This window comes from Actinoplanes sp. NPDC049598 (assembly GCF_040675435.1).
Taxonomy (GTDB): Bacteria; Actinomycetota; Actinomycetes; order Mycobacteriales; family Micromonosporaceae; genus Actinoplanes.
In genome coordinates this window covers 78,074-90,564 of the sequence record NZ_JBFAOX010000031.1, presented here as the reverse complement: position 1 = coordinate 90,564, position 12,491 = coordinate 78,074, and the positions used below count along the sequence as shown (strand labels likewise).

Annotated in this window: 10 protein-coding genes; 4 read left to right on the top strand and 6 right to left on the bottom strand. The window is 70.9% G+C overall.

The genetic code is table 11. The annotated features are described in order from the left end of the window. Positions 1-966: DUF2750 domain-containing protein (locus tag AB0J66_RS42705; RefSeq protein ID WP_364673263.1), on the bottom strand; the 966-nt coding region annotated here is incomplete at its 3' end. A 1,392-nt stretch (positions 967-2,358) separates the two neighbouring features. Here AB0J66_RS42705 and AB0J66_RS42700 point away from each other — a divergent pair. Continuing rightward, on the top strand, positions 2,359-3,219 hold the full coding sequence (locus tag AB0J66_RS42700) for a hypothetical protein (RefSeq protein WP_364673261.1): 861 nt from the start codon (positions 2,359-2,361) through the stop codon (positions 3,217-3,219). A gap of 387 nt (positions 3,220-3,606) precedes the next feature. Here the strand turns inward: AB0J66_RS42700 and AB0J66_RS42695 are convergent, their stop codons facing one another. The 4 genes from AB0J66_RS42695 to AB0J66_RS42680 form a co-directional block, all read right to left on the bottom strand. After that, a complete protein-coding gene (locus AB0J66_RS42695; protein ID WP_364673259.1) occupies positions 3,607-6,201 on the bottom strand; it encodes a lipopolysaccharide biosynthesis protein in 2,595 nt (864 codons plus the stop codon). Between the two features lie 157 nt (positions 6,202-6,358). Then, positions 6,359-7,447, bottom strand: a complete 1,089-nt coding sequence (locus tag AB0J66_RS42690) for a magnesium and cobalt transport protein CorA (RefSeq protein ID WP_364673258.1) — start codon at positions 7,445-7,447, stop codon at positions 6,359-6,361. Between the two features lie 39 nt (positions 7,448-7,486). Then, positions 7,487-8,230 (bottom strand): ABC transporter permease, encoded by a 744-nt coding sequence (locus AB0J66_RS42685; protein WP_364673257.1) that lies wholly within the window; start codon positions 8,228-8,230, stop codon positions 7,487-7,489. A gap of 3 nt (positions 8,231-8,233) precedes the next feature. Continuing rightward, positions 8,234-9,184 (bottom strand): ATP-binding cassette domain-containing protein, encoded by a 951-nt coding sequence (locus tag AB0J66_RS42680; protein WP_364673256.1) that lies wholly within the window; start codon positions 9,182-9,184, stop codon positions 8,234-8,236. A 62-nt stretch (positions 9,185-9,246) separates the two neighbouring features. Between AB0J66_RS42680 and AB0J66_RS42675 the strand changes: the two genes are divergently transcribed. From AB0J66_RS42675 to AB0J66_RS42665, 3 genes are all read left to right on the top strand, one after another. Then, complete coding sequence (locus AB0J66_RS42675; protein WP_364673254.1) at positions 9,247-10,236, top strand: YafY family protein; 990 nt, start codon at positions 9,247-9,249, stop codon at positions 10,234-10,236. Between the two features lie 88 nt (positions 10,237-10,324). Continuing rightward, on the top strand, positions 10,325-11,152 hold the full coding sequence (locus tag AB0J66_RS42670; RefSeq protein ID WP_364673253.1) for an LLM class flavin-dependent oxidoreductase: 828 nt from the start codon (positions 10,325-10,327) through the stop codon (positions 11,150-11,152). A gap of 41 nt (positions 11,153-11,193) precedes the next feature. Next, a complete protein-coding gene (locus AB0J66_RS42665; protein WP_364673252.1) occupies positions 11,194-11,949 on the top strand; it encodes an SGNH/GDSL hydrolase family protein in 756 nt (251 codons plus the stop codon). Here AB0J66_RS42665 and AB0J66_RS42660 read toward each other — a convergent pair. Further along, positions 11,946-12,476 (bottom strand): GNAT family N-acetyltransferase, encoded by a 531-nt coding sequence (locus AB0J66_RS42660; protein WP_364673250.1) that lies wholly within the window; start codon positions 12,474-12,476, stop codon positions 11,946-11,948. The two genes, AB0J66_RS42665 and AB0J66_RS42660, sit on opposite strands and share 4 nt — an antisense overlap. Between the last annotated feature and the right edge of the window lie 15 nt (positions 12,477-12,491).

Here is a 12,491-nt window from a genome sequence, read left to right as displayed (position 1 = left end):
TGGGGTGGCGGAGTCGGGATGGGTGTCGGCCGGCGGCGTCGTCGGGTTGAGCGAGCTTGGTGCCGCTGGGGTGGCGGAGTCGGGATGGGTGTCGGCCGGCGGCGTCGTCGGGTTGAGCGAGCTTGGTGCCGCTGGGGTGGCGGAGTCGGGATGGGTGTCGGCTGGCAGCGTCGTCGGGTTGAGCGAGCCCGGCGCCACTGAAGTCGCGGAATCCGGGTGGGCGTCGGCGGGTGGTGTCGCGGGGTTGAGGGAGCTGGGTGCCGCCGGGTCGGGGGCGTCGGGGTTCGGCGTCGCTTGGCTGGCGGAGGTCAGAGCAGGTGGGATCGGATTGGGCGTGAGCGCGGGGGGTGTCGGTTTCGGGGGGTTGATCGCTGGTTGCTTGGTGGACCTGGGCGGGGCGATGCCCGGTGGGGCCGCGGACTTCGCCGACTTGGTGGCTGAGGATGCGGCGTTCTTCGGGGCGGAGACGGCCGGGCCGGAGGTGGTCTTCTTGGGGGTGATAGCCGTGGTCTTCAAGGGGGTTGCTGCTTTTTTGGGGGAGGCCGGGCCGGGCGTGGTGATCGCCTTCGCTGCCCGCGGCTTGATCGATGCGGGGCTCGGGGGGAGAGCGGGGTCATCCGAGGCCTCCGCGAACCACTGGCGAACCTGGCCCGGGGAGAGGTCGAAGCCGGTGGCCCGGGCCCCGGCCCAGTTGACGCCGACCAGCAGGCCCTGGCTTTCGAGCCGGTCGAGCCAGTCGGTCAGCCACTCCTGGACCTCGACGGACACCACTTCGAAACCCTGGTAGGCCGGAACCTGGCCGACCACCCGGCTGGCGCGCGTCGACTTCGACCAGAAGGGCACGGTCCGCCGTCCCTCCGGACCGGGCGGCGCGGGAAAGCCCTCGGCGTCCCGGATCGAGAAGACACGGCCCTCCCGAGCCGCCTCCCGGCGAAACGCCGCGCGGTGGGCTCCGCTGAGCGACATCGGTGGCTCTCCCTCCTGCGTTGTACGCCTCCATCGTGTCGCATCGGGCACTTTCGAGAGGGTTCGACCCGCTATTTCGACCTTAGGATGATTCGACCCACCCACAGACCGCCTCCGCCGACCCGCCGACCCACCCGTTCCCGCCGCGCTCACCGCAGGCCCCAGCCGCGACACGTGGGGTACGAGCACCGGCACCGACTCGCCACCCTCGCGATGCCGATGGCTGACGCACGCCGGCGCCGCGTTCGCCATTGCCGTCGCGCCACTCCGCCGCAGACCGCGCCACCCGGCGCGGTCTGCCGCCGCTGCTCCGCCGCCCGCCGCCGTCTGCCAACGCGGCCTGTTGCGCCACCGGCGTTGTCCGCCGCCGCCCGCGGCCGTCGCGCCGCCCGCTCCGCCGACGCCTGGCGTGGTCTGGCGCGGCCGACTTGACCCCATCGCCGCCGCCCGTTCCGCTGACGACGCCGCCCAGCGCCGCCCACTCCGCCGCCGTCCGCCGTCCGTTCCCGCCCGCCAACGCGACCCGGTGCGCCACCACCCGGCGCGCCGCCGACGTCGTCAGCCGCCGCGCCGCCCGCGGTGGCCCGCTATGACGCCGCCTGGCACCGCCGTTCGCCGCCGCCGTCGACGTTGCCCAATGCCGCTCGCCCAGTGCCGCCGTCAACCCCGCCCATTGCCGCCAGCCCTCGCCCAGTGCCGCCAGCCGCCGCCTGCGATCGCCCGCGACAACGCCGCCTGGCGCCGCCCACTACGCCGCCGTCGACGTTGCCCAATGCTGCTCTCTCCGCTGCCGCCGCCCGCCGCCCCGCGCCGCCCGCTACGACGCCGCCTGGCGCCGCCCACTCTGCGCTGTCCGCCCCCCGCCCCGTAGTTCGTCCCCTCGCGGCCCGCTGAGCCGCCCGCCGCTGCTCATCCCGCCGCCGGCGCCTACCTGCCGCTCGTCTGCTTACTGAAAGAGTCGATTCCGTCACTTTCAGTATATGGGTGGTCTGCTGGTGTTGCGCCTGCTGCTTCTGGTCGTGCGCTGTTGATTGCCGATCTTCGGCGAGTCTTGTCGGTGCGGCGGGCGGTTCGGGTCGGCTGGAGGGTGATTAGGCGGCTAAGGATCCAAGAGGATGCGTATGGGGGAGTTCGGTCTAATGCGAATGAGCTGATGGGGCGGGGTTTTGCATTGCTATATCGCCATATTGAATTCTGGGCGGGCGGGTGGCAATTCGGGTGGGGCGGGTCGGCTTTTCGGACGATCATGGCTAAACATTTTGTACATGAATGTGGAATTTGGGGCGAAACGCTGGCGAAACGCGGCGCGGTTCTCGGCGGTGGCCATATTGTCCGGATTGTCGGTTAGCACGAGAGCCGGACACCAATCAGTCACTGTCACTGGAGGATCGAATGAACAGCAGTCGGCGCATCGGAGCGCTGGTGGCGATGGCCGGTGCGGCTGTCAGTGTGGCCACCGTTTCTGTGGCGGCGCCCGCGGTCGCCGCCGAGCGGGGACCGCAGCCGGTCACCACCTGGCTGCGCGCGGTTCGAGCCAACGTCGACAGCGAGGTCAAGGTCTACTTCCGGACCGACACCCGGATCTGCAACGCCGAGGTCCGGGTCAGCGCCCGCGACGTGGACGTCGACTACCCGGGCCGGGCCCGGTCGGCCGAGTTCTCGCGCGGTGACACGCTGCGGCCGGGTCGCTCGGACTACGTCGAGTTCGACGTCAACCCCGACTTCGACCGGGCCGGCATCGCCCGCCTGCGGACCATGCTGTCGTACGACAACTGCAACCGCCGGGCGCGCACCCAGGTCCGGACGTTCACGCTCACCCTGCCGGTCCTGCGCAACGACCGCCCGAGCCGCCCCGACCGCCCGGGCGACCACGACCAGAGCCGTCCCGACCGCCCGGGCGACAGCAACAACCCGAGCCGCCCGGACCGCCCGAGCGACAACAACCCGAGCCGCCCGGACCGGCCGAGCGACAACAACCCGAGCCGCCCCGACCGGCCGAGCGACAACAACCCGAGCCGCCCGGACCGCCCGGGCAGCAACGACAACGACAACAACGACAACCACCACGGCTCGTGGCCGAGCCGCCCGGCCACCACGGCGAGCGCCAACCCCGCGGTGACCACCCCGGCCACGACCGCCACCACGCCGGCGACCACGGCCACCACCACGGCGCCGGCCGCCACCACCACCGCAGCTCCGGCTCCGACCGGCAGCGCGCACGGCGACCGCAACCACGATCACCGCGACCGCTGATGACGCGCACGCTCCCGGTTCCCGCCGATCGGCCGGAGCCGGGAGCGGCGCAAGAAATGATGCCCAGCAGGGCCGGGCCGGGAGCGACGCCCACCGCAAGGGCACGCACCGGCCGCAGCACTTGCAGGGAGCGTCAGGGATGACGGCCCGGGCCGGCGAAGCGGGTTCTGATCGAAAATCCGTACATATAGGTATTGAACGGCTATAGCATTCGCACCGAGAAGGGCGACCAGAAGCGGCGCGGAACCAGCGCGCCGGGACATAGCGGCGCGTGAGCGCCCGACTGAAGGGCAGGGCGGCTCGGGGCCGCCCACGGAATGCGGCGGAAGCCGAACATAGAAGCGCCCGACCGGATCTTCACGAACCGGCCGGGCGCCACTTTCGTCTCTAGGCGGCTACCCGCCGGACTGACATGATCTGGCCGGCCGGGTCGGTGATGACCAGCTCGAGCGCGCGGGAGATCAGGTTCGGGTCGAAGGTCGAGCCGTGGAACGTGGCCTCCAGGTGCAGGACGCCGTTCATCTCGCTGGTGGTCAGCGTGATGCCCTCGGGGCTGTTCAGCGTGGGCACGCTCAGGTTGACCCGCCACTCGGGGCCGACCGACCACGGCAGGTCGCCGAGCAGGTCGTGGCGGCCCTGGTTGCTGAAGGTCAGCCGCGGCCGCGGCGGGATCGGCAGTTCGGAGGGGTACGGGTCGGGCATGCCGGGCGCGCCGTCGAGGGCGATCTTGCCCTCGCGCAGCACCATCATCGTGAGGATGCGGCCGGTGGCCAGCTCGTGCTTGATCGTCTTGTGCACCGACAGCGGGTCCATCATGTCGTCGGGCGACAGGTAGGGGCCCATGCAGAAGTTGCTGTCGATCCGGACGTCCTTGTCGAGGTAGCGACGGCCGTCGGCCAGGAACGTGGCGCCGCTGGTGTCCGGTTTGAGACCCAGGTTGTAGAGGGCCGCCGTGAACGCCGCGAACGTGATGGCCGAGGTGGTGACGCCGGGCGCGTACTCGTCGCGCCACTTGCGCATCTCTTTGAGCGCGGTGGCCGAGCGGGCCGAGCGGACCGTGAGGTTCGGCTGCCACTTGCGCATCCGGGTCTCCTCGGGCTCCGGCGGGCGGGCGAAGCTGATGCCCTCCTTCCACCGGGTCGGCTTGGTGCCGAACTGCTTCCACCAGGCCATCGGCAGCGCCATCCGGTTGCGCTCGAGCGGCGGGATCACCGCGGCGCGGCCCTGGCTGGCGGCGAGGACGAGCTCGTGGACCAGCGAGTTGACCGGGCCCGCGTCGCCGTACGCGTGCGACACCTTGATCGCCACGTAGCCGGCGCCGACCAGGATGCGGATCGGGTGCACGCCGCGCGGCTCGGACTGCAGCTTGCGGGTCATGCCGTCCATGTCGAGCGACCAGTCGCCCGAGTCCTGCACCGCGCGGTGCACGAACTGGGCGAACTCGGCGCCGTTCATGTGCTCCCAGCGGGCCCCGACCCGGTCGAGCTTGGAGACGGCGCGGTGCTTGGGGTCGGCTGTGTGCAGGCCGATCAGGGCCTTGCGCATGCCGTCGACGGTCACGCCGTAGACCGGGCCGACGGTACGGATGTACTCCAGCGGCAGCCAGGCCCGCTCGTGCAGCGTCATGGTGGTCGTGTTGGCGGTGTCGCCGCGGCGCTGGCCGCTGGAGAAGACGACCCGCAGCACCACCGGGGCCACGCAGATCGTCTCGATCCACATCACCACGGCGAAGTACGTGACCAGGTCGTTCAGCCCGCCGTGGGAGCCGCCGTACCAGGCCGCTCCGAGCTCGGCCAGACCGGCGAAGAGCGAGAAGACGCCGGCGCTGCGCACCTTGTTCTGCACGCGCGAGATCGCCATGAAGAAGTGCAGGAAGACGAAGGGCACGTACGTCAGCGCGAGGATCCGCAGCGCGTCGCCGGCCGTCGCCTCGTACTCGGCGCCGAACAGCGACATGATCGGGTTGGCCAGAAGCACGACCACCAGCGAGGCCGGCAGGCCGCCGCCGAGGCAGATGATCAGGCCCATCCGGACCTTGGACTGCAGCGCCTTGCGGTCGCCGCTGGCCACCGCGAACAGCGTCAGCGCGACGTTGCCGGGGACCATCGCCAGCATCGACAGCAGCATGAACGCCGTGTAGAACGACGCGTTGGCCGCGGCCGACAGGACCGCCGTGACCAGCAGCGGCAGGGCCGCGCGGGGCAGGTAGGTCGCGAGGTTGAGCAGGTTGTGGTCGAAGGTCGACTTGCCCCGGCCCTTGAGCAGCGAGAGTCGCGGCCGCAGGGAGTCGATCATCTTGCGGCGGCGCAGGGCCCCGCTCAGGATCGCGGTCGAGAGCACGATGCCGGCGACCCAGGTCAGCAGCAGCTCGTTGCCGGTGAGCTTGATCGGCGCCACGGCCAGGCCGGCCAGCAGCACCAGCTTGATCACCGAGAACCAGGCGTTGCGCATGAGCTGCAGGGGGCCCTTGAGCAGGCCGACCAGCGCCTCGTCGAGGACCAGGGTGACCGCGTTGATCGCGATGCCGAAGACCAGCAGCACGGTGCCGAGCTGACCGCCGAGCGCCTCTTGCAGGCCGGGGATCCACAGCTGGGCGACCGTGACGTAGATGATGCCGCCCACCGTGGCGGCTGCGCCCGCGACCAGCAGGCAGGTGGAGATCAGCTCCCATTTGGGGCCGCGCAGCTGCGACAGGTCGGAGATCAGCATGGTGCCCATGCCGAACATGCCGATGGTGCCGATCAGCGTCATCGCGGACACCGCGGCCGAGGCCTGGCCGACCGCCTCGGGCGACGCGGCCCGGGCCGCCACCCACCAGAAGGCGAACCCGAACAGCGACGTGATGGCCGTGGTGGCGATCAGCGAGCCGGCGTTCAGGAAAAGATCGACATGGCCCTTGAGGGCAGTCAGTACGCCGCTGCGGCGTTTCGCCGGTTGCGGCGGTGTTGCGCCTTGCGGCGTGATGACCTGTGTCGCGGTCACGCAGCCTCCCCACGGTACGACTGTTCGAAGATAGTGAGTCGCCGGATGGCGGTGCCAGGGGAGAGCGGCCCGAATTCTCCGTACTGTCCGGAGTGGACGATCAACTGTTCGGGCGACTCCCGATAGGCCTGAGGTCCTACCAGAGTGACCGAGATCATCACAACCAACCCGCTCGTTTGAAGCGCCAGAAGAGCCCGCCGCAGACCAGAAGAATTATCACGATGGTGGCGGAGAAGCCGTATCGGGAGTCGATTCCGGGCATATTTGCGAAGTTCATCCCGTAAATTCCGGCGCCGACGGTGGGCACGGCCGCGATCGCGGCCCACGCGGCGATCATCCGCATGTCGTCGTTCTGCGCCATGGTCACCTGGGTGAGCCGGGCCTGCAGCACCGAGTCGATCAGGTTGTCGAAGCCGTTGATCCGGTCGGCGGCCCGGGCCAGCCGCCCGCGCACGTCGACGAAGTACGGCTGCAGGGCGGCCGGCGGCCCGATCAGCGTGAGCGGTTCCTGCAGCGGCAGCACCGCCCGCCGGAGCTCGACCATCTCCCGCTTGAGCTGATAGAAGTGCGCCACCTCGGCCGAGCGCCGGGCCTCGAAGGTCTCCTCCTCGAGCTTCTCCAGGTCGTGCTCGACGTCGGCCGCCACGGCCAGGTAGTCGTCGACCATCCGGCCGGCGATGGCGTAGGCCACCGCCCACGGGCCGTGCCGCAGCAGGGCCGGCCGCTTCTCCACCTCTTTCCGTACGCCCCACAGCGCGCCCGCCGCGCCGTGGCGCACCGTGATGACGAAGGACGGGCCGATCAGCAGCGTGATGTCGCCCGTGTCGATCACCTCGGACGTCGCGGTCAGCTCGTCGTGCTGGACGTAGCGGGCGGTCCGCAGCACCAGCCGGGTCACCTCGCCGATCACCTCGACGCCGGGCCGGTGGCCGGCTTCGGCGGCCTGCTCGACCACCAGCTCGTGCAGACCGAAGGCGGCCGCGACCTCACGCATCGTGACCCGGTCGGGCTCGTGCAGCCCGAGCCAGAGGAACCCGCCGCGGGGGATCCGGGCGTTGCTGTACTGCACGGTGCCCGGTTTGCGGGCGCCCGCCGCGTAGATCGCGCAGTCGACCACGGCGTCCGGATTGCGGCGGCGCGGCTGGGGGGCCACGGGTCGCGGGTTGAGCCCCTCGATCAACCGTCCGAGCGCCCTCGGAAGGATCTCCGCGACCGGTTTGCCCCCGCGCCGCCGCCATCGGAACATCCGCCGTCCCCCGTCGATCCGCTTCCAACCGGCTAGACGTTAGTCCGATCGGCGCATGGCTCGTACTCCGGCGGACAGGCCGATCGCGGCGACCACCGAGGCGGCGATCACACCGCCGAACGTCGACGAGGACCAGATGTCACCGTTGAACAGCGAGCGCTCGGCGTCGACCACATAGCTGAGCGGGTTGCCGGCCGCGAGCGCGCGCAACCAGCCCGGCCCGTCGTCGATCGGCAGTAGCACTCCGGCCAGCAGGAGCAGCGGGAAGAGCAGCGTCTGCTGCACGGTCCAGAACAGCCACTCCTGGTTCTTCGAGGCCAGGGCCAGGGTGTACGACAGCGCGCCGAGCCCGATGCAGAAGGCGCCCAGGACGACCAGCCCGATCACCGCGCCGAGCAGGTCGAAGCGGAACCCGAAGGGCAGGCACACCACCACGATCAGGGCGGCCTGGGCGAACATCGGCACGATCTCCTTGAGCGCCCGGCCGATCAGCAGGGCCGGCCGGCGCAGCGGGGTGACCAGCATCCGCTCGTGCGAGCCGGTCTGGATCTCGAAGAGCAGGTTGGAGCCGGTCATCGAGCAGGCGAACAGGCAGGACATGACGATGATGCCGGGCACGAACCACTGCAGCTGGCGGCCGCCCTCGTCGGGGAGCAGCGGGGTGAACAGCGCCAGGAAGACCAGCGGCTGCACCATCGAGAAGATGATCGTGAACGGGTCGCGCAGCAGCGGGCGCAGCTCGCGGCTGAAGACGGTCGAGGTGTCGGCGATCAGCGTGGTCATGTCTCAGACCTCCACGAGCTCTTTGTCGGCGGCGGCGCCACCCTCACGGAGGCTGCGCCCGGTCAGGCGAAGGAAGACGTCGTCGAGCGTCGGCCGGATGACCTCGATCTCGGCGGCCGGGTAGCCGGCGGCGCGCAGGTCGTCCAGGATCCCGGGCGCCCGGCGGGGCGCGTCCGGCAGATTGAGCCGCAGCTGCCGGCCCACCCGCTCGCCCTGCAGCACGCCGGCCGCCCCCACCGCATCGGACTCGGAGGAGAAACCGAGCAGAATGTGATCTCCCACTTCCAAGGCCTTGAGACGCGCCGGGCTGTCGTCGGCGATGATCCGGCCGTGGTCGACGACGATCACCCGCTCGGCCATCGAGTCCGCTTCGTCCAGGTAGTGGGTGGTCAGCACGATCGTCGTCTCGTGCCGGGCCCGCAGGGCGAGGATGTGCTCCTGGAGATTGGCCCTGTTCTGCGGGTCCAGGCCGGTCGACGGCTCGTCCAGGAAGAGCAGCTCGGGCGAGTGGATCAGGCCCATCGCGATGTCGAGCCGGCGCCTCTGGCCGCCGGAGAGCGAGGAGACCCGCCGGTCGGCCACCTCGGCCAGGCCGAGCGACTCGATCAGCTCGGCCGCCCGGGCCCGGGCGTCGTGCACGCTCAGCCCGTAGGCCCGGCCCTGGCTGATCAGCTCGTCGCGGCCGCGCTGGCTGTGCCCGGCCCCGTTGCCCTGGCCGATGTAGCCGATCCGCAGGCGCACCTCGCGTTGCTGCCGGACGACGTCGAAGCCGGCCACCGTGGCCGTGCCGGCGGTCGGCGGGATGAGCGTGGTCAGCATGCGCAGGGTGGTCGACTTGCCGGCGCCGTTCGGGCCGAGAAGCGCGACGAGCTCTCCGGGCCGGACGGATAGGTCGATGCCGTCGACGGCCCGCACGTCCTTGAAGTGCTTGGTCAACCCTCGTGTCTCAATCATGTGGTCGACGCTATTTATCTTTGCGGCCACTTCTTGACCTCAATCCGGAAGAGTCTGTGGACATGGCGAACACGAGTGCGCGGATGCTGCGGCTGCTGTCGCTGCTGCAGACGCATCGGTACTGGCCGGGCGCCGAGTTGGCGGAGCGGCTCGAGGTCAGCCCCCGGACGCTGCGCCGCGACGTCGACCGGCTGCGCGACCTGGGCTATCCGGTCGACGCCGCCCGTGGCGTGGCCGGCGGCTATCAGCTGCAGGCGGGCGCGGCCGTGCCGCCCCTGCTGCTCGACGACGACGAGGCCGTCGCCATCGCGGTCGGGCTGCGGACGGCGGCGGCCGGGGCGGTCGCCGGTTTCGAGGAGACCTCGGTGCGGGCGCTGGCCAAGGTGATCCAGCTCCTGCCGCCGCGGTTGCGCCGGCGCATCGACGCGCTGCGGGCCGTGACCGCGCCCGGGCCGCTGGGGGGCGGGCCGACGCTGGACGCGACGGTGCTCACCACCCTGGCCCTGGCCTGCCGGGGCGAGGAACGGCTGCGCTTCGATTACCGGCCCCGCGACGGCGACCCGGCGCCGCGGCACGTGGAACCGCACCGGCTGGTGCCACTCGGCCGCCGCTGGTATCTCGTCGCGTGGGATCTCGAGCGGGGGGATTGGCGCAGTTTCCGGGTCGACCGGCTGTCGTCACCCGGGCTGACCGGGGCCCGCTTCCGCCCGCGGGAGATCCCGGGCGGGGATCCCGCGGAGTGGTTGCGATCCCGGATGAGCGCCATCCCCAACCGCTACGAGGTGTCGGTGGTCATCGGCGCGCCCGCGGAGCAGGTGCGCGCGACGGTGTGGAATTACGGCACCGTCGAGGAACTCACGGACGAGAGATGTCGCCTGTGCATGAACGTGGACGAGCTGGGGTGGCCCGTGATGGTGCTCGGTGTGCTGGGCGCGGCGTTCACGGTCGAGTCACCTCCTGAGCTGCGAGATCACCTGCGCCGGGCGGGCGAGGCGATGATCGCGGGCTCGATAGTGGACGGATCGGCGCCCCCGTGGCGCCGATCCGCATGAGGGAAATTAGCGGGGACCTCCGACACTTTCCGGCGTTGAATAAGCTGCTGCTTATATAAAATTCGACGAAAATGCAAAGATCGCTCCTATGACGACGCTTGGTGCGATCTACCTGCCGCAACACCCGCCCGAGGCCCTGCGCGAGGTGGCCGTCGCCGCCGACCGGGCCGGTCTCGACGAGCTCTGGCTGTGGGAGGACTGCTTCCTGGCCGGCGGCGTCTCGGCCGCCACCGCCGCCCTGGCCTGGACCGAGCGGCTGCGCGTCGGCATCGGCATCATGCCGGTCCCGTTCCGCAACGTCGCCCCGGCCGCGATGGAGATCGCCACCCTGAGCCGGCTGTTCGGCGACCGCTACCTGCCCGGCATCGGCCACGGCGTGCAGGAGTGGATGGGCCAGGTCGGCGCCCGCGCCGCGTCACCCCTGACCCTCCTCCGGGAGTATGCGACCGCCCTGCGCTCCTTGTTGGCCGGCGAGGAGGTCACCGTCTCGGGACGCTACGTCCAGCTCGACGCGGTGCGTCTCGGCTGGCCTCCGGCCACACCCCCGAGGCTGTACGTGGCCGCGGGCGGCCCGAAGACCATCGCGCTGGCCGGTGAGGTCGGCGACGCGACCGTCCTGGCCGGCGGCTCGTCCCCGGCCGACGTGGCCAAGGCCCGAGAGCTGATCGGCGACGGCGGCCTCGTGGTCTTCGTGCCGGCCCTGCCCGGCGACTCGGCCGGCCGCCTGATCGCCGCCCAGGAGAAGTACGGCGCCGGATTCCCCGGCCTCTCCGGGACCGAAGCCGAGATCGCCGAAGGAGTCGCGTCGTTCGTGGCCGCCGGGGCGACCAGCGTCATCCTGCAGCCCCTGGCGGAGGAGGACCCGGTCGCGTACGTCCGCTGGGTCGCTCAGGAGGTGCGCCCGCTCGTCGGCTGAGCGTCCGATAGCCTCGGATGATCAAGGGTGGGAGGCGCGGCGTGACGCGGTACGTGGCTATCGGGGACAGCTTCACCGAAGGGCTCGGGGACACCCTGCCGGACGGCTCCGAGCGGGGCTGGGCCGACCTGGTCGCGGCCGGGCTGGCCGCGGCCGAGGGCAAGCCGGTGCAGTACGCCAACCTGGCCATCCGCGGGCGCCTGCTCGAGCCGATCGTCACCGAGCAGCTCGACGCCGCGCTGTCGCTGTCGCCGCCGCCCACGCTGCTGTCGCTCAACGGCGGCGGCAACGACATGATGCGGCCCGGCGGCGACATGATCCGGCTGGCCGGCATGACCGAGCGGGCCATCCAGCGCTGCCTCGAGGCCGGCGTCCGGGTGCTGCTGCTCAGCGGGGCCGACCCGTCCGAGCGGCTGCCGTTCGGCTCGACCATGCGCCGCCGCGGCGAGCTGCTGACCAACGCGGTGGCCAAGTTCATCGACCGCTACGACATCACCTTCGTCGACGTCTTCCACGACCAGGAGATCCGCCGTGCCGGCTACTGGTCGGCCGACCGGCTGCATCTCAACGACAACGGCCACCGCCGAGTGGCCAGTCTGGTGCTGGCCGCGCTCGGGCACCCGGCCGAGGCTCACGTGATCGACCCGGGCCCGGCCGAGGGCCGCCGTGTGCTGACCGAGGCCCGGTACTACCGCGAGCACGTCCTGCCCTGGATCAACCGCCGGCTCCGCGGCCAGTCCTCGGGTGACAACCGGGCCGGAAAGTACGTCGACTGGACCGAGATCCAGCCCGCCTAGAGGGCTCGCCGGCGGATGTAGTCGTCGTGCCACTCGGCCCCGACCAGGAAGCGCTTGACGCCGATCACCTCGAAGCCGTGCTTGGCGTAGAACTTCGCCGCCCGCTGGTTCTGCTGGTTGACCCCCAGCCAGCAGAACGAGGCGCCGGTGGCGGCCGCCTCGGCCAGCGTCGCGGTCATCAGCGCCGCGGCCGCACCCGAGCCGTGCCGATCGGCCAGCAGGTAGAACTTCGACAGCTCGATGCTGACCTTCTCGTCGACCACGGCCGCGACGTCCTCGTTCTCGATCTTGCCGCTGACCAGCATCGAGTAGCCGATCGGCACGTCCTCCGACGCGACCAGCAGGATGATCCGGCCCGGGTCGGCCAGATAGCCGCGAAAGCTCTCGGTGGACAGGTTGGTGGCGACGAAGGCCTCGATGTCCTCGGCCTTGGTGCCGGGTGGACAGGCCAGCTGGAAAGTCCGGTCGGCCAGGTCGTGCAGCAGTTCGGCATCCGAGACGGTGGCCCGGCGGGTCGTGATCGACATGGAAAGACAGTTTAG

Bases quoted from the DNA above. Each gene is read 5' to 3' on its own strand.
- AB0J66_RS42700 (WP_364673261.1), top strand. From the start codon at position 2,359: ATGAACAGCAGTCGGCGCATCGGAGCGCTGGTGGCGATGGCCGGTGCG.
- AB0J66_RS42690 (WP_364673258.1), bottom strand. From the start codon at position 7,447: ATGTTCCGATGGCGGCGGCGCGGGGGCAAACCGGTCGCGGAGATCCTT.
- AB0J66_RS42685 (WP_364673257.1), bottom strand. From the start codon at position 8,230: ATGACCACGCTGATCGCCGACACCTCGACCGTCTTCAGCCGCGAGCTG.
- AB0J66_RS42680 (WP_364673256.1), bottom strand. From the start codon at position 9,184: ATGATTGAGACACGAGGGTTGACCAAGCACTTCAAGGACGTGCGGGCC.
- AB0J66_RS42675 (WP_364673254.1), top strand. From the start codon at position 9,247: ATGGCGAACACGAGTGCGCGGATGCTGCGGCTGCTGTCGCTGCTGCAG.
- AB0J66_RS42670 (WP_364673253.1), top strand. From the start codon at position 10,325: ATGACGACGCTTGGTGCGATCTACCTGCCGCAACACCCGCCCGAGGCC.
- AB0J66_RS42660 (WP_364673250.1), bottom strand. From the start codon at position 12,476: ATGTCGATCACGACCCGCCGGGCCACCGTCTCGGATGCCGAACTGCTG.